Source organism: Wenzhouxiangella sp. YN1, assembly GCF_056324145.1.
This window is the reverse complement of record NZ_JBJNIO010000154.1, coordinates 226,088-251,415: the sequence shown is the minus strand read 5'-3', so window position 1 is coordinate 251,415 and position 25,328 is coordinate 226,088. Positions and strand designations below refer to the sequence as shown.

General features: G+C 63.0%; 18 protein-coding genes and 1 tRNA gene. 3 read left to right on the top strand and 16 right to left on the bottom strand.

The genetic code is table 11. The features are described from left to right. Window positions 1-11: 11 nt before the first annotated feature. The 5 genes from hisS to ndk all read right to left on the bottom strand — a co-directional run bounded on the left by hisS (window position 12) and on the right by ndk (window position 4,722). Entirely contained in the window at window positions 12-1,289 is a 1,278-nt protein-coding gene (gene hisS, locus ACEWQZ_RS11005; RefSeq protein ID WP_476483126.1) for a histidine--tRNA ligase, read from the bottom strand. A gap of 113 nt (window positions 1,290-1,402) precedes the next feature. After that, window positions 1,403-2,383, bottom strand: coding sequence for a helix-turn-helix domain-containing protein (locus ACEWQZ_RS11000; RefSeq protein ID WP_476483125.1), 981 nt, complete (start codon window positions 2,381-2,383; stop codon window positions 1,403-1,405). Beyond that, window positions 2,376-3,167: a type IV pilus biogenesis/stability protein PilW gene (gene pilW, locus ACEWQZ_RS10995; protein ID WP_476483124.1), complete on the bottom strand. Its 792-nt coding sequence runs from the start codon at window positions 3,165-3,167 to the stop codon at window positions 2,376-2,378. The genes ACEWQZ_RS11000 and pilW overlap by 8 nt, the downstream gene beginning before the upstream one ends. Beyond that, entirely contained in the window at window positions 3,164-4,282 is a 1,119-nt protein-coding gene (gene rlmN, locus ACEWQZ_RS10990) for a dual-specificity RNA methyltransferase RlmN (protein ID WP_476483123.1), read from the bottom strand. Before rlmN ends, pilW begins: the two co-directional genes overlap by 4 nt. A gap of 20 nt (window positions 4,283-4,302) precedes the next feature. Continuing rightward, on the bottom strand, window positions 4,303-4,722 hold the full coding sequence (ndk, locus tag ACEWQZ_RS10985; protein ID WP_476483122.1) for a nucleoside-diphosphate kinase: 420 nt from the start codon (window positions 4,720-4,722) through the stop codon (window positions 4,303-4,305). Window positions 4,723-4,939: 217 nt separating this feature from the next. Here ndk and ACEWQZ_RS10980 point away from each other — a divergent pair. Continuing rightward, window positions 4,940-5,016: transfer RNA gene (locus ACEWQZ_RS10980), tRNA-Asn, on the top strand. 124 nt (window positions 5,017-5,140) lie between these two features. On the opposite strand, the gene ACEWQZ_RS10975 is transcribed toward ACEWQZ_RS10980, so the two are convergent. Continuing rightward, window positions 5,141-5,971: a helix-turn-helix domain-containing protein gene (locus ACEWQZ_RS10975; RefSeq protein ID WP_476483121.1), complete on the bottom strand. Its 831-nt coding sequence runs from the start codon at window positions 5,969-5,971 to the stop codon at window positions 5,141-5,143. 88 nt (window positions 5,972-6,059) lie between these two features. On the opposite strand from ACEWQZ_RS10975, the gene ACEWQZ_RS10970 reads away from it, so the two are divergent. Next, complete coding sequence (locus ACEWQZ_RS10970) at window positions 6,060-8,510, top strand: M9 family metallopeptidase (protein ID WP_476483120.1); 2,451 nt, start codon at window positions 6,060-6,062, stop codon at window positions 8,508-8,510. A 94-nt stretch (window positions 8,511-8,604) separates the two neighbouring features. On the opposite strand, the gene ACEWQZ_RS10965 is transcribed toward ACEWQZ_RS10970, so the two are convergent. The 3 genes from ACEWQZ_RS10965 to ACEWQZ_RS10955 form a co-directional block, all read right to left on the bottom strand. Then, window positions 8,605-10,530, bottom strand: a complete 1,926-nt coding sequence (locus tag ACEWQZ_RS10965; RefSeq protein WP_476483119.1) for a sensor domain-containing diguanylate cyclase — start codon at window positions 10,528-10,530, stop codon at window positions 8,605-8,607. A gap of 97 nt (window positions 10,531-10,627) precedes the next feature. After that, a complete protein-coding gene (locus tag ACEWQZ_RS10960; protein WP_476483118.1) occupies window positions 10,628-12,094 on the bottom strand; it encodes a Y-family DNA polymerase in 1,467 nt (488 codons plus the stop codon). Next, complete coding sequence (locus tag ACEWQZ_RS10955; protein WP_476483117.1) at window positions 12,078-12,743, bottom strand: hypothetical protein; 666 nt, start codon at window positions 12,741-12,743, stop codon at window positions 12,078-12,080. Before ACEWQZ_RS10955 ends, ACEWQZ_RS10960 begins: the two co-directional genes overlap by 17 nt. Before the next feature lie 87 nt (window positions 12,744-12,830). On the opposite strand from ACEWQZ_RS10955, the gene ACEWQZ_RS10950 reads away from it, so the two are divergent. Further along, complete coding sequence (locus tag ACEWQZ_RS10950) at window positions 12,831-16,451, top strand: error-prone DNA polymerase (RefSeq protein WP_476483116.1); 3,621 nt, start codon at window positions 12,831-12,833, stop codon at window positions 16,449-16,451. Between the two features lie 229 nt (window positions 16,452-16,680). Here ACEWQZ_RS10950 and ACEWQZ_RS10945 read toward each other — a convergent pair whose 3' ends face one another. The 7 genes from ACEWQZ_RS10945 to ACEWQZ_RS10915 form a co-directional block, all read right to left on the bottom strand. Continuing rightward, window positions 16,681-17,121, bottom strand: coding sequence for a universal stress protein (locus ACEWQZ_RS10945; RefSeq protein ID WP_476483115.1), 441 nt, complete (start codon window positions 17,119-17,121; stop codon window positions 16,681-16,683). Window positions 17,122-17,220: 99 nt separating this feature from the next. Next, window positions 17,221-19,248 (bottom strand): NAD-dependent DNA ligase LigA, encoded by a 2,028-nt coding sequence (gene ligA / locus ACEWQZ_RS10940; RefSeq protein ID WP_476483114.1) that lies wholly within the window; start codon window positions 19,246-19,248, stop codon window positions 17,221-17,223. A 10-nt stretch (window positions 19,249-19,258) separates the two neighbouring features. Then, window positions 19,259-20,041 carry a cell division protein ZipA gene (gene zipA, locus ACEWQZ_RS10935; RefSeq protein WP_476483113.1) on the bottom strand — a complete coding sequence of 261 codons (783 nt, stop codon included), beginning with the start codon at window positions 20,039-20,041 and terminating at the stop codon, window positions 19,259-19,261. Window positions 20,042-20,109: 68 nt separating this feature from the next. Continuing rightward, on the bottom strand, window positions 20,110-23,595 hold the full coding sequence (smc, locus tag ACEWQZ_RS10930) for a chromosome segregation protein SMC (RefSeq protein ID WP_476483112.1): 3,486 nt from the start codon (window positions 23,593-23,595) through the stop codon (window positions 20,110-20,112). A 227-nt stretch (window positions 23,596-23,822) separates the two neighbouring features. After that, on the bottom strand, window positions 23,823-24,632 hold the full coding sequence (locus ACEWQZ_RS10925; RefSeq protein WP_476483111.1) for a peptidylprolyl isomerase: 810 nt from the start codon (window positions 24,630-24,632) through the stop codon (window positions 23,823-23,825). A 16-nt stretch (window positions 24,633-24,648) separates the two neighbouring features. Further along, window positions 24,649-24,918, bottom strand: a complete 270-nt coding sequence (locus tag ACEWQZ_RS10920; RefSeq protein ID WP_476483110.1) for a BolA family protein — start codon at window positions 24,916-24,918, stop codon at window positions 24,649-24,651. Continuing rightward, window positions 24,915-25,214 (bottom strand): YciI family protein, encoded by a 300-nt coding sequence (locus ACEWQZ_RS10915; RefSeq protein WP_476483109.1) that lies wholly within the window; start codon window positions 25,212-25,214, stop codon window positions 24,915-24,917. Before ACEWQZ_RS10915 ends, ACEWQZ_RS10920 begins: the two co-directional genes overlap by 4 nt. Window positions 25,215-25,328: the final 114 nt, after the last annotated feature.

The following is a 25,328-nucleotide window of genomic DNA, read 5'->3' as shown; positions in this document are numbered from 1 at the left end:
CCTATGATAAATCAGTCCTGCCGCTCGGCGGCAAGCAAAGAATTCAGGCGATTACCCAGCTCATCCAGCGCGATGAGCTCCTGCCCGGACTCGCCGCGCAGGTCCTTGATGGACGCCTTGCCTTCAGCAAATTCGTCTTCGCCGAGGATGACGCACCAGCGGGCCCCGCTGCGGTCAGCCCGCTTGAACTGCGAGCGCATGCTGCCCCCGGACAACGCGGCGGCAACGCCGCGCCCCGGCAGCTGATCGCGGATCTCCTCGGCGACCACCAGCATGTCGGCCGCAGAGACCATGCTGACCACAAACACGTCGGCGCGCTGATCTCGGGTCACGCCCGCGGCCGTGAGCATCGCCAGCAGCCGTTCGACCCCCAAGGCAAACCCGATACCCGGGGTATCGCGCCCTCCCTGCATGGCTACCAGGTCGTTGTAGCGCCCGCCGGCACACACCGTGCCCTGGGCGCCCAGCTCATCGGTCATCCACTCGAACACGGTACGACAATAATAGTCCAGCCCGCGCACCAGGCCGGTGTTGATGCGGTAGTTGATGCCCAGGTGATCGAGCAGCTCGCAGACCTGGCGAAAGTGCGAGCGCGCCTCGTCTCCCAGCGCATCGGTCAGCTTCGGTGCCTCCGCCATGATGGCCTGCGTCTGCTCATCCTTGCTGTCGAAAATCCGCAGCGGATTGCTGTCCAGCCGTCGCTGGCTGTCCTTGTCCAGGCGCTCGCGGAACGGCTCGAGGTAGTCGATCAGTTTCTGACGGTAGCGCTTGCGATCTTCGCGGTCTCCGAGCGTGTTGATTTCAAGCCGGATTCGATCCGACAGCCCGAGCTCGCGCCACAGACGCTCGCCCAGAGCGATGACTTCAACGTCGGCCGCCGGCTGCTCCAGGCCGAACATCTCGGCGCCGAACTGGTGGAATTGCCTTTGCCGTCCCTTTTGCGGCCGCTCGTGGCGGAACATCGGCCCTTGATACCACACCTTGCGCCCGGGCGTTTGCAACAAACCATGCTGAATCGCAGAGCGAACCACGCCAGCGGTGCCCTCCGGCCGCAGGCTGAGCAGTTCGCCATTGCGGTCTTCGAAGGCGTACATCTCCTTTTCAACCACGTCCGTGGACTGGCCAATGGCACGAGTGAACACCTCCGCCTTTTCCAGAATGGGCAGGCGAATCTCGTGATAATCATAAGCAGCAAATGCCCGTGCCAAACGCTGTTCGAGCCAGCGCCACAGCGGCGTGTGCTCTGGCAGAACATCGTGCATGCCGCGAATCGACTGAATGTTGTTCATCGCTTGAATTCCATCAAAAACGGCAAGCCCGCCGGCGGCGGGCTTGGTGTCATGGCGATACGCCCTGAGCTGGCAACAGCGCCAGCCTTGCTGGTTTCGTGCTTTCTGCAGCGTTACGGTTGCTGCGGCTCCACGCTGCCGTCGGCGGCAATCGCGATATCGGCCACATCACCGCTCTCGTGCCCCTCCCAGGTCACTTTTTCACCGTCAATTCGCAAATCGACCGCACTCGAGCGCCCCAGCAACAGCCGAAAAGGCGCCTGCGCCTGGTAACTGCGGGTCTGGCCGCTACGCAACAGGTCATATTCCAGACGTTCGCCCTCGGCATCGTGAATCTCGATCCAGCTGTCGTCGAGCAGCTCAAGGTGCAAAGATGTCAGTCCGTCAGCCACCTCATCAGCTGTCGGTGCAGACATCTGCTGGTCTGGCGTGAGATCTGTCGGAAGAACCGGCCCTTCGATGGTTTCGCTGACCGGCCGAATGGTCTTGAGTGGAATCGCGGAAGCCGACACGTGCCCTGCAGAAGCTGCCGGCCGGCGCCGGTCAGCCTGCTTTCCTGATTCTTCGCCGTGATCAGCAGCGGCCCTTTGGTCGTGTCCGGATGGAGTGTCGGAACGGACCGCGACTGAATTCGGGCCAACGCCCGGGTCGCGCTCGAGAATACGCATGCCGCCGGCAATGAAAAAGTAAACCAGGGGTGGAATAATGGCAACGGTAACAATGGCATACGTGGCAATCTTCAAGTATCGCTCAAACTGCCACTCGCGCTGTGGCGCGACCGGGAAAGCGGCCTTGAGCTCCGGCGGTGAGTCCTCGCCCGCGTCGACCAGGAGCACCTCCGGGTCCAGATCAAGGGCCTGGGCGTAATTGCGGATATAGCCGCGGCGATAGATACTGGACAACTGCTCGATCTGACCGGTTTCGATGTCGTTGACCACGATGCCGGGCAGGCGCAGCCGGCGGGCCATATCCTTCTGGCTTAACGACAGCGCCTGACGCTGTTTGCGCAGCCTGGCACCGATATCCGCATAGCGCTGCCGTCTGTCGGCAGGCTTTTGCTCCCTGTCTTCGTTCGCGCTGGTGTTTTCAGTCATCTTGGCTGGTCTGCTGTCTTATATTTCGCGCCTCGGCCGAATCGGGGAAGCGTTCCTCCAGGCGCTCGAAGTAGCGGCTCGCCTCCCGCCCGTTGCCGAGGCGTTGTTCGATTCGATGCCCCAGCGCGAGCGTTCCGGCATCGGCATCGGATACCGACTCCAGGCGCTGAAGAAAGGCGCGCGCCCGAAAAGCATCGCCCTGCTGCAAGAACAGCTGGGCCAGATGGTACAGCGCATCCGGGTACTCGGCGCTGACCTCCAGGGCCTGCCGCAGCTGCTCCTCGGCAAAGTCCAGGCGCCCGTTTCTGCGAGCGCAGGCGCCTGAATTGGTGTACGCCACTTCGCGAGTCTCGTAAAAGGGATCATTGATGGCGCGCTGAAAAAACTCGTCGGCCTGGTTGTACTCGCCCTGCCGGCACAAGAAGGTGGCGTAGCTGTTGAGGGTCGCGCCGTCTTCAGGCGCCAGCCGGGCCGCTTCACGATAGTAGCGACGAGCTCTGGAGTCGCGCCCCAGGCGCTCCTGAATCATTCCCAGCGTCGCATAGGCAGGCACATGGGCCGGGTCGAGCTCAACGGCGCGTTCGAGCTTCTCCATGGCCAGCTGCAGATCACCGCGCTGAAAGTAGCCGATCCCGAGACGCGTGTTGACGTCCGCAGCCCGCACCGGGCTGACTCGATCCATGCCGGCCCGCCCGGATGTTCCGGGCCGTGGTTGCGAGCTGGCGCAGCCGACCGCCAGCAGCAGAAGAGTCACAATGGCCACAAACAGGCGCGCGCGACTCATACGGCCATTACCTGACTGGCCAGCTGCTGCTGAACGATCTGGCGACGCTGGCTGGGGCTGAGCAACTTGCCCACCAGCTGTCCGCAGGCAGCATCGATGTCCTCACCACGGGTCTTGCGCACGGTAGTGATCAGGCCGGCGGCACGAGTGATCTTCTGGAACTCGTAGATGGCTTCATCCGAGGAGCACTCGAACGGCGTGCCGGGAAACGGATTGAAGGGGATCAGATTGATTTTTGCCGGCAGCACACTGAGCAGACGCACCACGGCGCGGGCGTGCTCCGGCTGGTCATTGACGCCGTCAATCATGGTGTATTCGAACGTCACCGAACGCCGCGGGCGCGCCTTGACAAAGCGCTTGCAGGCCGCGATCAGCTCTTCAACCGGATACTTGCGATTGAGCGGCACCAGCCGAGTGCGCAGATCATTGTCGGCCGCATGAAGCGAGACCGCCAGGGCAAACTCATCGCCTTCGGCCAGGCCGTCGATGCCGGGAATGACGCCGGCAGTGGAGATGGTCACTCGACGCGAGGCCAGGCCATAGGCCAGATCATCGCGCAACAGGGAAAGCGTGGGACGAACCGCGTTGAGATTGAGCATGGGTTCTCCCATGCCCATGAACACCACATTGGTTACGTGCCGCTCCCCGCCGTGAATCTCGCGCAAGCGTTGTGCAGCGAGCCAGACCTGCCCGATGATCTCCGCCGCATCAAGATTGCGGTTGAACCCCTGGGTAGCCGTGGAACAGAAGGTGCAGTTGAGCATGCACCCCACCTGCGAAGAAATGCACAGGGTGCCGCGGCTGGTCTCGGGGATGTAAACCGCCTCGACAGCATTGCCGCCGGCAATCGACATCAGCCATTTGATCGTGCCGTCCGCCGAGCGCTGCTCCCGCATCACCCTGGGCGGGGCCACTCCCGCACGGGCTTTCAGGCGTTCGCGCAACGCCTTGGACAGATCAGTCATCTGCTCGAAATCACTCACACCACGCTGATGGATCCACTGCAATATCTGGCGCGCGCGGAAGGGTTTTTCGCCGAGGTCGACGAAAAACCGCTCAAGCCCTCCGCGGTCGAGACCGAGGAGATTGGTGATTTCTTCAGGCCCTGCGGGCATTTGTGTGCTTTCGCTGGTAATTAGCGCGAGTATATCTCATCAGCGCCAAAAAAGAAGGCAATTTCCTCTCTGGCGGTTTCTTCGGCGTCTGAACCATGCACTGCATTGGCGTCGATGCTGTTGGCAAAGTCGGCTCGAATGGTGCCGGGAGCAGCCTGGCTCGGGTCGGTCGCGCCCATGATCTCGCGGTTGCGCGCAATGGCGTCTTCGCCCTCAAGCACCTGAACCATGACCGGACCGGAAATCATGAATTCCACCAGATCCTTGAAAAACGGCCGCTCGCGATGGACGGCATAAAAGCCCTCGGCCTCTTCACGGGAGAGATGCTTCATTCGGGCAGCGGCAATTTTCAGGCCGGCCCGCTCGAAACGGCTGTAGATTTCACCGATCACGTTCTTGGCTACGGCATCGGGTTTGATGATGGACAGTGTGCGCTCCATGCGTGCTCCTGCAGTCTGTCGTAGGTGCTTGACTGGCTCCCCGGACAGGGCGAACCAGCGCGATGACTTGCCAGCCAGTACACCCTTGGCCGGGCAAACGCTTGATTGTATACCCAGACAGGCAGAAATTCACCCGCACAGACGCGCCTGCGCGACCGCAAGCCAAAAGGGGCTTGACTACAGCGCCGAGGATGCGCACAATACACGGCTTCACAATTCCCCGGTAGCTCAGCTGGTTAGAGCGGGTGACTGTTAATCACTAGGTCGTTGGTTCGAATCCGACCCGGGGAGCCAGATCAATCAAGGGGCTGCGACGCTGTCGCAGCCCCTTTTTTTCTGCCTGGCCAATGGTGCTGGATCCGGAGCAATTACCCGACAATCTCCGGCAGCCTTCGCCGATCGCGCGCGAGGGGCGCATTCAGAGGCTGTTCTGGCGTCCCAGCTGGCGATATTGCCTGGGCGTCATTCCCGTGACCTGTCGAAACTGTCGCGACAGCGCGCTCTGGTCGGAAAACCCGAGCTCTGCGGCAATATCAGCAAGCGGCATGTCGTTGTCAGACAATAGTCGCGTTGCCCGATCAATGCGCGCCTTGATGATGTACTGCCCGGCTGTCAGGTGAAAGATCTTTTTCATGCGGCGGTTCAACTGCGGCACCGACAAGCCAGCCGCCGTAGCCATCGACTCCACCGTCAGTGGTCTGGGCGGCGTTTCCTGCAAACCGTCAACAACACGGGCCAGGCGCGAATCGACCAGCGCTGCAGATGTCGCCTCGGCCAGATCCTTGGATAGACAGGCAAGACCGATGATGTCTCCAGCGGCATCAAATAACGGCTCTTTTGTTGTCAAGCACCAGCCGGCACCTCCACCCCGATAAATCGTGAGATCAAGGTTGTCGGTAATGGGTTCTCCATTGTTGAACAGCTGCTGGTCTTGCTCATGGTAGCGTCTGGCCATGGGTTCCGGAAACAGATCAAAAACGGTCTTGCCCACCACCTCGAGCGGCTGACTCAGCCCGAATCGCCGAATCCCCTCCTCGGCCATGTGCATATAGCGGCCGCGACTATCCTTGATTGAAAAGACCATGTCGGGCATCCGATCAAATAGAGCGCGAACGAATGCATGCCCAGTAACCCGACCGATGAATCGGTCTTTTGTCATGGCTGGTGAATCGAATATCAATGTCACTTGGTCAGTACTCGGTGTGCTGCAGATCGATAACAGACTGGTTTGTGCAAATTGATACGTCAAGTCGGAACTATCTTTCAAGATTCTCAACATGCTCCACCGTTAAATTATCAATGCAGCTTCATCAGCGCTTTCTTGCAGCGCTGAGTGAATGATGATTTTTATCCAGGGAGAACTCATGTTGACCAGCGTCATGACCCGGCGGGCCTTTTCTGGCCTGCTGATTACCACAGCTCTGTTACTTCTGGCGGCATCGTCCGGCATGGCCAGCGATGGCCGCGTGATAATGGCCAGTAACCAGGGTCCGAAGCCTGCCAGCGACCCATCTGCGCGCCCGCCTGTAATGCACGTGCAGCCGCATGCAAGCAACCAATCTCCGTTGCCGCCCCTTCCGTCGACCCGTGAGCATCTGCGACTGGACTATGATCGTCCGTCGCCGGCACGGCCAGCGCAAGTACTCGCCGGCTGTGGCGTGGGCAATTTCACCGGCCTTGATGGTTCAGCCCTTGTCAGCGCCGTAAAGGCCGCATCAGCAGGGTGCATCAACTCGCTGTTCAGCGTCGATGGCGCAACAGGCGCAGGCATTTTTTCCCAGTCCCAGATGATCAGCATCGCCAATGCCATGGCGGTCGACGCGGCAAGCTATCCGGGCAATAACAGCAGTGGCATGCTGCAGCTGGTTCTCTATCTGCGCGCGGGATACTACGTGCAATTTTACAACAGCGGCCAGATCGGAAGCTATGGACCGGCGCTGGATGCAGCCATTGATCAGGCACTCAACGCGTTCAAGAACAACAGCCACTTCACGGACGTCAATGATGCTCACGGCGAAATCCTGTCCGAAGTGATCACCCTGATCGACAGTGCTGAGCGAAACGCCACTCAGATCGACACCATAAGCGGAGTCCTCGATCGCTATGGCCCTTCCCACCACGGGCTCTGGTACATGGAGGCCGCGGTCAACAACGTCTTTACCGTACTGTTTCGCGGGCAGCAGCTGGCCGATTTTCGCACGGCCGTGCAGCAGCAAGGCAATACTGGAATTCTGGATACCCTGGTTGATTTCATCAACACCAACAAGAACGCGGACCTGGGCAGTGATCGTGAGTACATGCTGCAAAACGCCGCCGGAGAGCTGGCCCGCTTTCTGATCAAGGGTGCCTGGGGCTATCCGGAACCATTCCACAACCAGGTTCACCCCAAGGTCAAGTCCGTTCTGGATCAGTTCAGCATGACCGGCCCCGGAACCGGCGTTTATGTGCGCATGGCCGGCATCATCGACTATGAAGATAGCGAGCACTGCGCATATTTTGCCTTGTGTACCTTTGCAGAGGATCTGGAGGACTTCATTCTGCCCGAACAACATGCCCGAGACTGCAGCCCTACACTGCGCGTACGCAGCCAGGCATTGACCCCCGGTCAGCTCGATGAGGTTTGCGCTGAAGTCAGTGCTGAAGAGGTCTTTTTTCACGAACGTCTGCAGACCAACCATGTGCCGGTGGACGATGACTACAACGAAACGCTGGAGATGATCATCTTTCACTCCAGTAGCGACTATGAAACCTACTCCGGCACCTTGTTCGGAAACGATACCAACAATGGTGGCATGTACCTGGAGGGTGACCCTTCCGACCCAAATAACCAGGCTCGCTTCATCGCTTATGAGGCGGAGTGGATGCGACCCGAGTTCCATGTGTGGAACCTCACCCATGAATACATCCACTATCTGGACGGCCGCTTCAACTGGTGGGGCATGTTTTCTGACTATCCGATGAGTTCCCCGGCATCGGCCATCTGGTTCATCGAGGGATTTGCCGAGTACATGTCATGGAGCTTCCGCCAGGTAACCAACGTCGGTGCCGTCAACTCAGCATCCAATCCTGATAAGTTCACGCTCGGACAGATTTTCGACAACGACTACAACAGCAGCCAGGAGCGCATCTATCAATGGGGTTACTTGGCCACTCGTTTCATGTTCGAGCGGCACGAAGCGGAACTGGATGCCATGTTCACAATCACCCGGGCCGGCAATTACCACCCGGGATATCGTAATTGGCTAGACCCTGTCCGCAACATCTACAACAACGAATTCCGCGAGTGGCTGATCTGCTTTCACAGCGGCAACGGTGACACCTCGGCCTGCGGCGGACCGCCAGTGGACCCGCCGCCGAGCGGTGGCGACAGCATCTTTGCTGATCGCTTTGATACCTCCGGCAATGATGATGACGATGGCGGCAGCGAACCACCGCCTGAACCCGGGGTGGGTGAATGCACGCTCGAAGATGAGCGCGAGTTGGAAAACGGCTGCAAGCGCGGCGGGCTTTCCGCCAGCACGGTACAGGAAGATGTCTGGCTCTATATTTACGTACCTGAAGGCACCGGTACGCTGCGTCTGGAAATGAGCGGCGGTGAAGGCGACGCCGACCTGTATCAGAAACATGGTGGCTGGCCAGGAACGTCAGATTACGACAACGCCGGCACCGCCCCCGGCAACGATGAAACGCTCATCGTCTCCAACCCGGGCACTGGCTGGCACTATCTGCTTCTGAAAGCCAAATCTGACTCTTTTGACGGTGTCCAGGTAGCGGCCTTCTTCGATTGATGTGGTTATGGCATCCCTCAAAACCCGCCGGGATGACAGCGCGCCGCGCTGTCATCCCGGTTTCCGCCAGAGCCCAGTGCGGCAGGGCCCGCGGCTAATCCGGCCACTCGATCCGAGTGCCGTCAGGACCCGATGTGGCCACTTCCAGATGGCCAGACTCGATGAGCTCCGGCAATACGCGCGTCAACCGCTTGGGCAGACTGCGGGGTGGCGGCAACTCGGCCCAGCGCACGCCCACCCAGGCATCCCGCCAGGTGCGCTTGGCGGCGTACAGGCACTGATCCGCCACGTTGATCACCTCCTCCCAGTGCACGTGGCCGGGGCGCGCCGGAAATATCGGGTATTGAGCGTAGCCGAGCGAGCAAGTCAGGCGGACAGTGAGATCCCTGCCCAGGTCAAACTCATACTCGGCCATGGATCTGCGCAGTCGCTCGGCCAGGCGGGGAGCAAAGCAGGCATCGGTAAAGCGCGCCATGATCAAGAACTCCTCTCCACCCCAGCGCACGGCCGTATCCGACTCCCGAATACTCTGGTTGAGAATATCGCGAACCTGTTCGAGCACCCGATCGCCAGCTGAATGCCCATATTGATCGTTGATCTGTTTGAAGTGATCAATATCGAGCATGAGAAACAGCAGATCGACATTCTCGCCCAGCTGCTCACCGGGCGCGGTATTCTGGTCGCGATAGTAACGATCAACCAGAGCAACATCAGCCGGCGCCTGCTCTACCAGATAGCGGCGGTTACGCAGCCCCGTCAACGGATCGGTCAGGCTCTGCTCAGCCAATGCCTCATTGGCCTTCGACAGTTCTCGAGTGCGCTCGAGAACGCGTTGCTCCAGCGTCTCTTTAGCCTCTCGCAAAGACGTCAATGCGCGCTTGCGCTCCAGGCTGCTGGCCAGCTGGTTGGATACAAAACGCAGCAGGTCAAGATCCCCTTCCTGGTAGAGGCGATCTTCGCGGTAGCTTTGCACCGCCAGCAAACCAAGGGTCTTGCCCTCACACTGCAGCGGCACGCCCATCCATGCACAAGGCAGTGCCCCCTGGCCCTGGGGATTGACCTTGCCTGCCTCGATCAGCGCCAGCGTGTCTTTTTGCATCAGCAGGACGCCGCCATCCTGCTTGAGGGCGTATTCGGTCAAGCCGCCGCTGAGGCGGCGCTTTTCTTGCGGCTGCATGAACTCGTCAGCATAGTAGCCGAACTCCAGAGCCTGATTCTGATCGACCAGCAGCGCGATGAAGAAATTCTCGGCATAGATCAGCTGCCCCACTTCACGATGAACCAGCTGGAAAAAATCTTTTTCCCGGCCCGCCTCACTGGCCTGCTCGGCAATATGGAACAGCGCCCTTTGCAGGCGCTCACCACGACGTCGCTGAGCGACTTCCACCTGCAGGGATCGATTGGCTTCGGCGAGCTCCCGCGTTCGGGCCACAACCGCCTCTTCCAGGTCCTTGTGGGCCTGACGACGCTGCAGCATGGTCAGAATATGGCTGGCCACGAAGCTCAGAAGGTGCTGCTCTTCCTGGCTGTAACGGTTTTCCTGGTTGTAGCTTTGCAGAACCAGCATGCCCCGAACCTGATTGCCGTCGAGCATGGGCACTCCCAGCCAGTCATTGGTGGTAGCGCCCAGAAACTTGAGCGGCCCGGGTATCATCTTCTCGATGTCACTGATTGATCCACGCAACGCCTTGCCCAGGCGGATCACGTACCAGGTCAGGCTGTGCTTGATATCTTCAAGCGGAATGTTGGCCGACAGATCGGGAGGCTGGGTGGCCACGTCGACAAAATAGCGGAAGCGAACCGTATCCTGGTCGGCATTGTAGAGAAAAATATAAAAATTCTCGGCATACATCAGCTCGGCAATGATCTGATGCAGCCGCTGCAGGATATCGTCGGTGTCCAGGTTTGCGCCGGCCAGATCGGAAATCTGGAACAGGGCTTTCTGTATGCGTTCGGCCTTTTTCAGCTCTTCGATGGTCTGCTGGAGCCGGTTGTCGGCGGATGCCTGATGCTGCGACATGAGGCGGACCTGTGTCCTTGCGGAGTCATGACCAACCACAAAGCGTAGCAGCATTGCTGCCACTTATGCGCGACTGTCCCTGCTGCCGAGCCAAAACCTAGGGTTCGAACAGGCCGTGGATGAACCATCCTCTCGGTGACTGGTGTTCATGAAAGACCCAGACGCGGCGGCCATGACGGTCGCGGGCGATGAAATAATCACGCTGACAGCGCGCACCGTCCCACCAGCCGACCTCGATGCGCTCGGGCCCTTCCTCCAGCCGCAAATTTTCGCGCCGACAGGGCTTTGGCACGGGCAGCAGCCAGGTCGGGCGCGGGCGCGTATCCTCGCATTGCGTCGCCGTTCCCGGCTCGACCCAGCGCCAGGCCTTTTCGGGGCGATGATCGGGCCGCGGCGCCAGGCCGGACAAACCGTCGTCACCCAGCCGCGCCCTGAGCCGGTCCAGCAGCGCCGGCCAGGCGTCGTCGCGATTGTCATGACGATTGTTGTAGCCATCATGACCGCCCCACAGATCTGCCTGGGGCGGGCAATATTCATCGGTGCTCTCAGCGCTCAGCTCCACGGCTTCCACGGCCGCCGGCAGCTCGAGATTCTCGAGCTTGAGCGCAAGCAGCTCCAACAGCCTGTCGACATCCACGCCCGGGCGCGACAGTCCGACTCTCAGCGGAATGCTGCCGCCGCCGTTCTCGCGATGCAGCGAGATATGCAGGCGCACAAGCGCCTGATCGCGAACGTCAAGCCAGTGCGCCATGCGCTCGAGCGCGCGGCGGAAGACGAACAACAGGGCCGAGCTGTCGCTGCTGGCCGCCGGCAGTTCCAGACGCAGCCGGAATGTCTGCGGCGGCTGCCAGGCGGCCAGCGCGGTGGGCTGGCGCCCTTCCAGACAGAGCAGGTGTCGGCCGAGCGCCGGACCAAAACGCCGCGCCCGCTCGGGCGCCGGCAGGCGCAGAAGCTCGGCCACCGATTTCAGCCCACAGCCGGCCAGCGCCCGCGCCTGTTTGTCGTCGGCGGCCAGCGCGGTCAGCGAAAGCCCGTGCAGTTTCTCGCGCATGTTGTTGATGCCGGCGGCATGCAGGCCGTGGCGGGCAAACAGGCAGGCCGTGGCCGCAACCGGCGCCGAGCCGAGCTGCACCTCAAGCCCGCGGCGCTCGAGGTCTGTCCGCAAGGCCTCGACCAGCGGCCGCAGCCCGCGGTACAGGCGCCGGCTGCCGGCAATCTCGAGCAGCACGCTGTCGGGCGGCACTTGCACGACGTGGCTGCTGTGCTGCCAGGCGGTCAGCGCCAGCTGCTCGAGCAGGGAGGTTTCAGCCCGTAAATCGCGCGGGCGGCTGTGCAGGGCTGGCGCCACGGCCAGAGCTGTGGCCAGGGGCTGGCCCGCGCAGACCCCGGCCCGGCGGGCGGCCGCGCTGGCCTGCACGATGACGTGGCGGCCGCGATGATGGCGGTGCACGGCATGCAGCGGCGGCACCTGTCGATCGCACTGCCAGGCCGCCATCAGCGGCAGCTGCGGGCAGTACAGCCCGAGCCACAGCTCGCTGCGCCTGGCGCTATCTCGACCGGGCATGACGACGATAGCTCGCCAGGTCGACGGGAGACCCGGCTTTCGGATCCAGACGCTTCGACTCGACCAGCCCGGCCGGGCTGCGCAGAACCTCGATTTCAGGCCCGGGCGCAAGCCCCAGACGCAGGGTCGACACGGAAGGCGGCGGCGTCTGGTCGGGGCGATAGATCACGAAAGCCGGCCCCGGGCCATCTCCGGCGGCCAGCTGCAGGCGGCGCACGGCTTTTTCTCCGACGCGGCCGCTCGGAGGCCACACCGCAACGCTGCCGCACAGCCCGCTTTTCAGGCACTGCTCGGCCGCCCACAGCGCCTCGTCGACCGCGCGCACCACGATCAGATGTTCGAGCACCACCCCGGCCCCGGCAAGCGCCTGCGGCCCCGGCACCAGGGTCGGCCCGGCCAGCACCACCGGCTGCCCCTGCTGTGTGCAGCGCGCGAAAAACGGCAGCAGCAGGCCGAGCTCGCCGCACCCGGGCAAGCGCGGCTGCAGCTCGGTCAGGCGGCCCAGCGGCCAGCCGCCGCCGGGCAGGCCGCGGTCGAGCCAGCCCAGGCCGGTGGCGGCCACCGGCAGGGATTGGCGCCCGCGCCCGCGCCCGCGCCACAGATCGGAACGGCGGTTGAGCAGTTGTTCAATGCGCGCTTTGGCCGACATTGCGGACTCCGGATGGATGAATCAGAATACTGTATAAGTTTACAGTTTCTCAAAGTCCGCGAATCGACGGATTTTCCGGAGCCCGTTTTGACCACTCCAGCCGCATCAGCGCCCGAATACGCCGAACTCCACGCCCTGAGCGCCTTCAGCTTCCGGCGCTCGGCCGCGCGGCCGGAGGCACTGGTCGAGCGCGCCGCCGAGTGCGGCTACTCGGCGCTGGCGATCACCGACGAGTGCTCCATGGCCGGCGTGGTGCGCGCCCACGAGGCCGCCCGCGAGCACGGCCTGCGACTGATCATCGGCAGTGAATTCCGCCTCGAAGACGACAGCCGCCTGGTGCTGCTCGCCCCGTCCCGGGCTGCCTACGGCCAGATCTGCCGTCTGATCACCTCTGCCCGCCGGCGCGCCGGCAAGGGCGCATACCGGCTCGAGCCCGAAGACCTGGAAGCCGGGCTCGACGGCGTGCTGGCCATCTGGAAAGCGCGCCGACGATCAGGCGCGCATCAGAACCATGCCCCAGCACAACCAGCAAATGATATTCATGCCGCCCGGCTCAAGGCACGTTTCGGCAACCGGCTCTGGCTGGGCGCCACCCGCCTGCTGGCCCCCGGCGAACACGCCTGGTTCGACCAGCTCGACGCGCTGGGCCGGCGCCACGGCATCCCCCGACTGGCCTGCGGTGACGTGCGCCTGACCGTCCGCGACGACAAGCCCCTGCTCGACGTGTTCACCGCGCTGGAGCTGGGGCGCCCCGTCGCCGACTGCGGCCTGGCGCTGGCCGCCAGCGGCGAGCGGCACCTGCGCCCGCGCGACGTGCTGGCAAAGCTCTACCCGGCCGAGTGGCTGGCCGAAACCGGGCGGGTGGCCGCGCGCTGTCGCTTCTCGCTCGATGAGCTCGACTATCGTTATCCGCGCGAACTGGTGCCCGAGCCGCTACGCCCCATTCAGCACCTGCGCCGGCTCACCCTGGCCGGCGCGCGCAAGCGCTACGGTGATGTGGTTCCCGAAAGAGTCCAGGCCCTGCTCGCGCGCGAGCTGGCCCTGATCGAGGACATGGGCGTGGAAGCCTTCTTCCTGACCGTGCACGACCTGGTCGAATTCGCCCGCGGCCGCGGTATTCTCTGCCAGGGCCGCGGCTCGGCGGCCAACTCGGCGGTGTGCTATTGCTTGGGAATTACCGAGGTCGACCCGTCGGAGCAGCAGCTGCTGTTCGAGCGTTTTTTATCGAAAGAGCGCAACGAGCCGCCCGATATCGATGTCGACTTCGAGCACGAGCGCCGCGAAGAGGTCCTGCAGTACGTCTACGAGAAATACGGCCGCGAGCGCGCCGCCCTGGCCGCTACCGTGATCTGCTACCGGCCGCGCAGCGCGATGCAGGACGTCGGCCGCGCGCTGGGCCTGGAGCCCGAGCGCGTCAACCGCCTGACCGCCTCGCTGGCCTGGTGGGACAAACCCGAGGCCTGGCCCGAGCGCCTGCGCGCGTGCGGGCTCGACCCCGACGCGGCGCTGACGAAGCATTTCCTGGAACTGAGCACTCGCCTGATCGGCTTTCCGCGCCACCTGTCGCAGCACGTCGGCGGCATGGTCATTTCCGATCGGCCCCTGAACGAACTGGTGCCGGTGGAAAACGCCGCCATGGAAGATCGCACCATCATCCAGTGGGACAAGGACGATCTGGAAACCCTGGGCCTGCTCAAGGTCGACTGCCTGGCGCTGGGGATGCTGACGGTGATACGGAAAGCGATGGATCTGGTCAATCGCTCCGAAACCTGGAACCACGGAAGCAAGCACCAAATCTCAAATACCGAATCGCAAATAAACTCGAATGCTCAAAACGAAACCCGCGTAGGTCGGCGTTACATCGCCGACGGACAACCTGAATGCAAGCACCAAATCACAAATATCAAATCACAAATAAACTCGAATGATCAAAACAAGGAGACAAACAACCAGGCAGCAAGGAAACCAGCCAACCAGCCAACAAAAGAAAGAGCCGACAAACCGGCCAGATGGCATAAGCAATGTGCCATTCTTGAACATGCATCGCCATGCGTGAACAGACCCGAAACCTCGTCCGTCGCGGATGTAACCACGACCTGCGCGAGCCACACTCCGGCCCCGGGCAGCCCCCGCGAGCTGACGCTCGCCACCATTCCGCGCGAAGACGCTGCCACCTACGAAATGCTCTGCCGCGGCGATGCGGTGGGGGTATTCCAGGTCGAGTCGCGTGCGCAGATGGCGATGCTGCCCCGGCTCAAGCCGCGCTGCTTTTACGATCTGGTCATCGAGGTGGCGATCGTGCGGCCCGGGCCGATCCAGGGCGACATGGTTCATCCCTATCTCGAGCGGCGCCGCAATCCCGCTGCGGTGAGCTATCCGAGCCCGGAGCTCAAGCGCGTGCTCGAGCGTACCCTGGGCGTGCCCATCTTCCAGGAGCAGGTCATGCAGATCGCCATGGTCGCCGCCGGCTTCAGCGCCGGCGAGGCCGACCAGCTCAGGCGGGCGATGGCGGCCTGGCGGCGGCGCGGCGGCCTGGAGCCGTTTCGCGAACGGCTCATGACGGGCATGCGCGAGCGCGGCTATTCCATCGACTTCGCCGAGCGCATCTACAAACAGATCTGCGGCTTCGGCGAGTACGGTTTTCCTGAATCACACGCGGCCAGCTTCGCCCTGCTGACCTACATCTCATCCTGGCTGAAGTGCCATCATCCGGCCGCCTTCGCCTGCGCGCTGCTCAACAGCCAGCCGATGGGTTTCTACGCCCCTGCCCAGATCATCAACGACGCCAAGCGCCATGGCGTGCGGATTCTGCCGGTGGATGTGCGCTACAGCGGATGGCATTCAGACCTTGCCAATGGCCGCGCAGGTCGGCGTTACATCGCCGACGGACAAGCTGAAAGCAAGCACCAAATATCAAATACCCAATCGCAAACAAATTCGGATGATCGAAACAAAAAAGAAAACAACCAGAAAACAAGCCAACCAGTAAACCCGCCAACCAGCCAACCTGCGATCCGCCTTGGTCTGCGCATGATCAAGGGCCTGCGCGAAGACGTCGTCGGGCGGATCGTTGATGCGCGCTCGCAACAGCCGTTTGGCGACATCGACGACCTGGCCGAGCGTGCCGGGCTCGATCAAAATGCTTTGCGGAAACTGGCCGACGCCGGCGCGCTCAAGGGCTTGACCGGACATCGTCATCGGGCGCGCTGGGCCGCGCTCGGCGCGCAGCGCCAGGGCGATCTGCTGGCCGGCGCCGAGATCCGCGAGCAGCCGGTACGGCTGTCCGTGCCGAAAGCCCGCGAAGAGCTGATCGACGACTACGCCAGCCTGGGCCTGAGCCTGGAGCATCATCCGACAAAACTGCTGCGGCACCGGCTGGGCCGACGGGTGCTGCACGCAAGCGCCCTGCCCCGCCACGGCGACGGTCGCCGCATTGCCGCCGCCGGCGTGGTCACGCACCGTCAGCGCCCGGGCACGGCCTCGGGCGTGGTCTTTCTGTCGCTGGAAGACGAGACCGGCATCGTCAACGTGGTGGTGTGGCCGAAACTGCTCGAGCGCTACCGCCGCGAAGTGCTCGGCGGGCGCATCCTGCGCGTATACGGCCGGCTTCAGAGCGCCGAAGGCGTGTGCCACCTGGTGGCCGAGCGCATCGACAGCCTTGATGCATGGCTGGCCGAACTCGACAGCCGCTCACGGGATTTTTGTTGATGAGCCATCGGGGAGCAGTGAGCGCCGAAAATACGCGTAGCGCGCCGTGGAGGTTTTGACATGTCGTCCGTCGGCGATGTAACGCCGACCTACGCAGGCTTTGTTTTGAACATTCGAATTTCGGTCATTCGAATTTGTTTGCGATTTGGTGCTTGAAATTTGGAGTTTCATGCCCTCCGCCAGGGGCGCTCCCCCCGGCGGAGGCACCGAAACCACAACGCAAGCCCGCTCAGGTAATAATGGTCACCGGGCTCCTGGCGTGGCGGCTGACCTTGTCGCTGACGCTGCCGAGCACCAGGCTTTTCATGCGCGACAGGCCGCGGCGGCCCATGATGACCATCACACCGGGGTCGTCTTCGGTATAGCGCACAACTTCCTCGGCCGGATCGCCAATGGAGGTTTCTTCCTCAAGCTCCTTTGGAGCTGCATCCCCAAGCGCTTCCCGCGTGCTGTCGAAAGCACGCTGAGCCGCGGCCTGGGCGGCCCGGTCGATATCGTTGCGCGACATGCCGGCCATGCCGATGACCTCCACCGAAGCGGCCGGAAAGACGTAGAACAGACGCATCGGCACCTGCAGCGCCGATGCCATGCTGGCGGCGAATTTCACGGCGCGATTGGCGTTCTCGGAGCCGTCGACCGGCACCAGGATTTCCTTGACGGGGTGACTCATTTTCTTCCTCCTGAATCAATGATCATTGATTGACTTCCAGCTTGATTATGTACGACAGCATGCCGGCCCGACTTGACCGGAAGCAAATCCGGAACGCTTTCAGCGCTCGTGCTCGGCCAGCAGTCGCTCCAGCGCTGCCTCGTCGAGCACTTCGATTTCCAGCTCTTCGGCGCGGTCGAGCTTCGAGCCCGGGCTGTCGCCGGCAATGACTGCCGTCGTGTTTTTCGACACGCTGCCGGTCACGCGCGCGCCCAGCGCCTCCAGGCGGCTCTTGGCTTGTGATCGGGTCAGTCCCGACAGCGAACCGGTCAATACGTAGGTACAGCCCGACAGCGGCAGCTCGCCGGCCTCGGCAGCGGGCTCTTCGGGATCGTAACTGACGCCGGCATCGAGCAGTTCGTCGATGATCTCGCGGTTGTGCGCTTCGTCGAAAAATGCGTGTACGTGACGGGCCACGACGGGACCGACATCGCGCACGGCCTCGAGATCCGCCACCCCGGCTGCCGCCAGCTTGTCGAGGCTGCCGAAATGCCGCGCCAGCGCCTGCGCGGTCACCGCGCCAACCTCGCGAATGCCGAGCGCAAACAAAAGCCGCCCCAGGGTCACCTGCTTGCTGCTCTCCAGCGCCTGGAGCAGATTATCGGCCGATTTCTCGCCCATGCGCTCCAGGCCCGCCAGGGTGTCATGGTCCAGGCGGTAAAGATCGGCCGGACTATGCACCAGATCCCGCTCGACCAGCTGCGCAATCACTTTCTCGCCAAGACCATCGATATCCATCGCCGTGCGGCCGGCAAAGTGCTCGAGCGCGCGTTTGCGCTGGGCCGGACAGACCAGGCCGCCGGTGCAACGCGTCACGGCTTCGCCTTCGACCTGCTCGACGGCCGAATCACATTCCGGACAGCGCTCGGGCATCTGCCATTGTTCGGGTTCACCCTCGCGCCGCTCGGGAATCGAACGCACGATTTCGGGAATCACGTCGCCGGCCCGGCGCACCACCACCCAATCGCCCGGGCGCACGTCCTTGCGGCGGACCTCATCGAGGTTGTGCAGCGTGGCGTTGGTGACCGTCACCCCGCCGACGAACACCGGCTCGAGCCGGGCCACGGGTGTGAGCGCACCAGTGCGGCCGACCTGTACCTCGATACTCACGAGCCGGGTGGTTTCTTCCTGTGCGGGAAACTTGTGCGCCATCGCCCAGCGCGGAGCGCGCGAGACAAAGCCGAGCTCCCGCTGCTGATCGAAATCATCCACCTTGTAGACCACGCCGTCGATATCGTAATCGAGCGCATCACGACGCTTGCCGATCTGTCGATAGTAGTCGAGCAGGCCCTCGAGCCCCTGCGCGGTCCGCGCCTCGGGGCTGACCGGCAGGCCCATTTCACGCAGGCGGGCCAGGGTTTCGGAGTGGCACTCCGGAAAACCGTCCGTGGTGGCCGCCTGGTAACAGAAAAAATGCAGCGGCCGACGCGCAGTAACCTCCGAATCGAGCTGACGCAGGCTGCCCGAAGCCGCGTTGCGCGGGTTGACGAAGGTTTTCTCGCCGCTATCGGCCAGGCCTTCGTTGAGCTCGGAAAATCCCGAACGGGTCATGAAGATCTCGCCGCGCACTTCCAGATTGTCGGGAATATTGTCGCCGCGCAGCTTCAGGGGCACGGCGCGAATCGTGCGCACGTTGGCGGTCACGTTCTCGCCGCTGCGGCCATCACCCCGAGTGGCTGCCAGGCTCAGGCGACCGCGCTCGTAGCGCAGCGCAATGGCCACGCCGTCGAGCTTGGGCTCGACGCTGTAGGCCACTTGTTCGATATCGAGCTGCTCGCGCACCCGCCGGTCGAATTCGGCCACCTCCTCTTCGCTGAAGGCGTTGCCCAGCGAGAGCATCGGAATACGGTGTTCGACCGTCTCGAACCCCGCGGCCGGCTCGGCGCCGACACGCCGGGTGGGCGAGTCTTCGGTGATCAGCTCCGGGTGCTCGGACTCGAGCTCCTGCAGCTCGCGCAGCAAGCGATCGTACTCGGCATCGGAAACGACGGGATCGTCGAGCACGTAGTAGCGATAATTGTGCTCACGCAACTGCTCGCGCAGGGACGCGATGTGCTCTGCGACCGTACCGGCATGCCGTTTTGTCATGTGCGGCGCCCTACTGTGGCTTGATGGTGCCCGACTGGCGGTCGTACTCGCGCATCTCTTCGCGAATCTGGGCGATTCGCTGGCGTGTGAGCAGGCACTTGCTGTCATCGAGCACGTCGGCTCCGAGCAGCTTGCTGATGCGCTCGGCGGTGGCCAGCATGGCGTCCCAGGCATCGAGCGCGCTGACCGGCGCCGGCAGCGTCAGGAAAAGCGTCACGCCCGGCGTATCGAAGACATTCCACTGCGAGGCATCGAAATGGCCCGGGGGCGTCAGGTTGGCCATCGAAAAGACCGGCTTGGTGGCGCCTTCATGACGGCGGTGAAAGATGTTCATCTCGCCGAAGTTCAGGCCGGCCTTGATGGCGGCATCCAGCAATTCCGAACCACTGATGCGCTGCTCGCCGTGCCTGCAGATATACAGATAAACGATCTTGTCGGGCGTCTCGCGCGGTTTCGCTTCTTCGTCGGCGGCCGTTTGGTCGATGCGGCTGCCAAGCCCGGGTTCGCGGGTGCTTTCAGGCGGCACACTCTTCTTTGTGCGGGTCTGACTGCTGTCGCCATGACGATGGTCATGACGGTCGTCGCGACCATCGCCAAGACCATCGTCGGCCGCGGGTGACCCACTATCCGCGCCAGGCCGGTTGTCCGCTTCGCCGCCGAGAGTCGGCTCGCGCCGCATGCCGCGCCAGCGGGCATGATTGCGCCTCGACTCGCCTTCCGGCTTGTGCAGCAACACAATCACGGCCAGCACGACCAGACCGATCAGAATCAGGATCAGGCGGAGATTATCCACGTTTGTTCGACCTTAGCCCGTTGCGATGCAAAGAGTGTAACCGAAGCCGTCCATCTGCCCTGCCCTGTTCAAGCCTGGGCCAACGCCACGGCCCGGTCGAGATCCACCGAAACCAGTCGCGATACACCGGGCTCGCGCATGGTCACGCCCAGCATCTGATGGGCGACCTCCATGGTGACCTTGTTGTGGGTTACCACAAGGAACTGCACCTGTTCGGACATCTCGCGCACCATTTCGGAAAAACGTCCCACGTTGGCATCATCGAGCGGCGCGTCGACCTCGTCGAGCAGACAGAACGGCGCCGGATTGAGATTGAAGATCGAAAACACCAGCGCTACCGCCGTCAGCGCCTTCTCGCCGCCTGAGAGCATGTGAATGCGCGCAATGCGCTTGCCCGGCGGCCGCGCCAGAATGGCCACCCCGGCCGACAACCAGTCATCGCCGACCATTTCCAGATGCCCGTGCCCGCCGCCGAACAGGCGCGGGAACAGTGCTTCCATATTCTGGTTGACCTGCTCGAAAGTCTCGCGGAAACGCGTGCGCGTATCGCGGTCGATGCGATTGATCGCCTTTTCGAGCGTCTCCAGGGCCTCGATCAGGTCCTGGTGCTGACGGTCAAGATACTCCTTGCGCTCCGATTCGGCTTCGTACTCGTCGATGGCAGCCAGGTTGACCGGCTCGAGACGACGAATTCGGTGCTCCAGGCTTTCGAGCTCGTTCTGGTATTTCTCGGCTTCGGCGCCGCCAGGCAGCTCGCCGAGCAGCTGCTCCAGGTCGGCATCGAGTTCAGCGATGCGTCCGGCGAGCTGTTCCGCCTTGAGCTGGGTTTCCTTCAGCGCCAGCTGCCCGCTGGACTGATCAGAACGAATGCGCTCGACCTCGCCGGCAGCCTTTTGCCGGATCTCGTCCTGCTCGCGCCACTTCGCCTCCAGCGACTCCAGCGCCACCCGGGCCTCACGCAGACGCTCATCGATCTGCAGGCGTTGATCGAGCAGCTCGTCACGCTTCTTCTGCTGAGCGGCCACCGGCTCATCACCCTGGGCCAGCGCTTCGCTCAACTCCAGATAGCGTGACTGCAGCTGGCCGACCTGATTGTCCATGCGCTCGATCGACTGGCGCAGTGATTCCAGACCAGCGCGGCTGGATTCGGCCTTGATCGACAATGCCTCGCGCTTGCTGCGCGCATCGTTGAGACGCTGCCTGGCCTGCTGGCGGGCGGTGTCGAGCTCGCGCCGCTCGCGCTGCAGCGGCTCGCGCGCGGCTTCCGATGCCTGCATGCGCTTGAGTGCCGCTTCCATCTCGCCGCGCGCCTTGGCCACTGCCGCGCCGTCTTCAGCCTGTCTGGCCTTGAGCCTTTCGACTTCTGCCACCGCCTCGCGACGCTGACGCTCCAGATTTTCACGGCGGGATTCGAGGCTGCTGAGCTGCCCCTGCAGCCGCGCATGCTCGCGCTGCGCCGCTTCAAGGCCAGCGTTTTCCTGCGCCATCGCGGTTTCCAGCTGCTGGCGCTCTTCGCGGGTTCTGGCCAGCTGCGTCTCGATGTTTTCGATTCGATCGGAATCGGTCTCGATCCGTTCGCTCAGTTCGCGGATCTCCTGTTCGCGCTGCAAAAGACCCGATTCATCGGCGGCCCTGGCCGGCTGCCGCAGCCAGCCCGGACCCAACCAGATCCCCTCGGGCGTGATCACCGAGTGATGCTCATCGAGCGTATTCAGCCGCTCCCGCGCAGCGGCCAGATCCGGCGCGCAGTAAACTCGCGACAGCACGGCAGCGAGCGCACCGGCGCCGTCGACCTTGTCCGCCAGCGTGCCGGGCACAGGCGCGGTTTGCCTTTCGTCGGCCAGCCGCAGCCCGGCCGTTGGCAGGTCCTCGCCGAGTTGTCGGGTGACATCGTCGACCCGAACCGCCTGCAGCCAGTCTTCCAGCACCGCCTCGACGGCGGGGCTCCATTCGCGATCGGAAACCGCAAGCTGACGCAGAACGCGCGCTTCGCCATCCAGGCCACGTGCGTCGAGCCAGCGTTCGATCTCGTCGCCGTCATCATCGCCGCGGTTGAGCAGGCGCAAGGACTCGATGCGCGTCTGGCGCTCATGGCGCTGGGCGCGGGCGGCTTCCAGATCGTTGCGGAGCGTTTCGATTTTCTGGCGCAGCTCATTCAGCCGGCCGCGCTTGCCCTCCAGCTTTTTGCGCATCTCGGCCAGGTGCGACTCGCCGTCGCCAATCTGCTCCGACAGCGCCTCCTTTTCCGCTGACAGACGCTCCAGTGCCGCGTCGCCGCTTTGCTCGTCCAGCGCCTTGAGTCGCTCAGCGGCACGGTTCATGCGGTCATCGAGATGATCGATGCGCTGACGCAGCAGCTCCGCCTCGCTCGCGGCGCTGCCGGCACCTTCCTGATGGGCCTGCCAGCGCTGCTGCCATTCTTCCATTGCCGGGTCGATGCGCTCGACCTCGAGCTGAGCGGCGCTCTCTTCCTCGCGCGCGGTCTCCAGCTCCGGATTGAGGCGCGCCAGCAGTTCGGAGGTTTCCTTGACCTGTGCCTTGTCGAGCACGAGATGTTGTTTGAGCTCGTTGAGCTGGGATTCGGTTTCGCTGTACTCGGCCTGCTGGCGCTTGCGGATCTCGCGCTGGTGTTCGATGGCCTGCTCGATGCGGGCAATCTCGCCGCCGACCTCGTAGAGATCGCCCTGAACCCCGGCCACCGCTTCGCGCGCCTTGTGCTGGTCCTGTCGCAGGGTTTCCAGCTCCTTTTCAGCCGTGCGCTGCGTCGACAGGGTCGATTGCAGCCGGTTTTCCACTTCGCGCAGCGCCTTTTCCTCGCTTTCCGAGCGCGCGCTGAGCTCGCGCCAGCGCAGCGCCATCAGCCGTGCCTCGTCGTCGCGATAGCGCGCCTTGAGCTTTTTGTAGCGCTCGGCGGCGTTGGCCTGGCGCTTGAGCTTGTCGAGATGCTTGCTGACCTCATCACGCAAGTCACTCAAACGATCGAGGTTTTCGCGCGTATGCCGAATGCGGTTCTCCGTTTCGCGGCGGCGTTCCTTGTAGCGGGAGATGCCGGCGGCCTCTTCGAGAAAGGCGCGCAGCTCTTCCGGACGCGCCTCGACGATCTGCGAGATCATCCCCTGCTCGATGATGGCGTAGCTGCGCGGCCCCAGGCCGGTACCGAGGAACAGGTTGGTGATGTCTTTCTTGCGGCACTTGGTGCCGTTGAGCCAGTAGCTGGACTGGCCGTCACGCGTGACCTGGCGCTTGACCGAGATTTCACTGTAGTCGGCGTATTCTCCGCCGGCGCGGCCATCGCTGTTGTCAAAAATCAGCTCGACCGTGGCAGTGGCCACCGGCTTGCGCGCGCTCGAGCCCGAAAAGATCACGTCGCTCATGGATTCGCCGCGCAGCTGACGCGCCGAGGCCTCGCCCATCACCCAGCGCACCGCGTCGATGATATTGGATTTGCCGCAACCGTTCGGTCCGACAATCCCCATCAGGTTGGAGGGAAACGTGATTGTGGTCGGCTCCACAAAAGACTTGAAGCCGGACAGTTTCATTGCGGTCAGTCGCATCGAGGAAGAGTGTTTTTAGTCAGTTGTTGTAATGTACGCGCTCGTGGCGCCAGAAGGCTGGCCAAAACGGCCGTCAAACCGGGCGGAAATCCAGAATGCACTCCCCGGCCCGCCGGCGGCGCAAGGATCCACCGACTGCGTCCGCACGCCCGAGACCCTAGTGTACCCCGGGAAAGGCCAGCCGGATTGTCAGGCTCGAAGCGCGCTCGGGAAGCCATGCTGTGCGCTCAATCCGGCCCCTTGTCATCGGCGGCTTCGAGCGGCAGCATCGGCTCGACTTCGGCCTGGTCGTGGATCGATTGGATCAACGCCTGACGCCGTTGCTGCAGCAGTGATCGGGCAATGCCCTCGCGCACCTGCTCGAACGCCGGCACCTCCAGATCACGCCGGCCTTTCACCCGCACCAGAAACCAGCCCTGGCTGTCCTTGAGCGGCTTGGCAACCACCTGATTGGCGCCTGTTTCAGCAAGCTGGGCGGCAAAATCCTCCGGCACCTGGCTTTGATCGATCCAGCCGGGCCGCTCCACCCGGCGTCCGGACGCTTCAGCCTCGCTCTTGAGCGCCGCATAATCAATATCGCCGCTTTCGATCCGCTCGATGGCCTGCAACGCCCGGGCCTGATCCGCGTAAGCGATGACTTCGACATCGTACTGCCGGTCGCCGGAGCGCTTCAGCTGCGCCTCGTAGGCCGCGCGCAGCTGCTCCTCATCCAGCGGTTCAGCGCGCTGGGCCTGATTGACATAGTGGCGAAACAGGGTCTGGCTCTCGGCCAACCGCAGCTCCGCCTGTACTTCAGGGCTGTCGGCCAGGCCCTCGCTGCGCGCGACATTGGCCACCGCCTGTACGCGAATCAGCTCGTCAAGCAGCTCGCGCATGCGTTCGTGTTCGCCGTCTTCGACGCCACGCGCCTCCATCGCTCGTTCGAGCATGTCCAGGGTCACGGGGCGACCGTCGACCTCGACCAGCACGACCTGATTGCCATCGACAGGCTCTGACTTTCCCTGCTGTTGCTCGCAGCCAGAAATCAGAAAAATCAATACAAAAATCAGTAGACTATGTCTCATTTTTAGACAACGCTTCAATGTTGAGTGCGTGGATGTCGGTGGTCATGAGGTCACCGACGGCGGCATAGACGCGGCGGTGCCGCGCCAGGCGCGGCAGCCCCGCAAACACATCGCTGACCACGCGCACGCGAAAATGACCGCGACCGTCGCGGGCGCCGGGATGGCCGATGTGCAGATGCGACTCGTCGACGATATCGAGCTCATCGGGGGCCAGCCCGGCTTCGAGGCGCTCGCGAATCATGGCAACCCGGTCGGTCATGGCGCCACCTGCTTGAACGGATGAACCTCTGTCCCTTCCCAGGCTCCGCAGCTCAGGTAGGGATCTGAGTCGGCCCAGCCCTTCGCCGCGTCCAGGCTGTCGAACTCGGCAACGATCAGCGAACCGGCAAAGCCTGCCGGCCCCGGATCTTCAGCGTCGATTTTCGGCAGCGGCCCGGCCAGCACCAGCCGCCCTTCATCCTGCAGCGCGTTGATTCGAGCCAGGTGCGCCGAGCGCGCCGCGCCGCGCCGCGACAGACTGTCGTCGGCATCGCGGCCCACAATCATGTAAAGCATTCAGGTCTCCTTTCAAACTGCAGACGGGCATTGTATCGGCCCACACCGGTTTTCGGCAGCCGCCTTGCATCACCCGCCGGGCGGCTCCCGACCACCCGGCGGGCACATAAACCG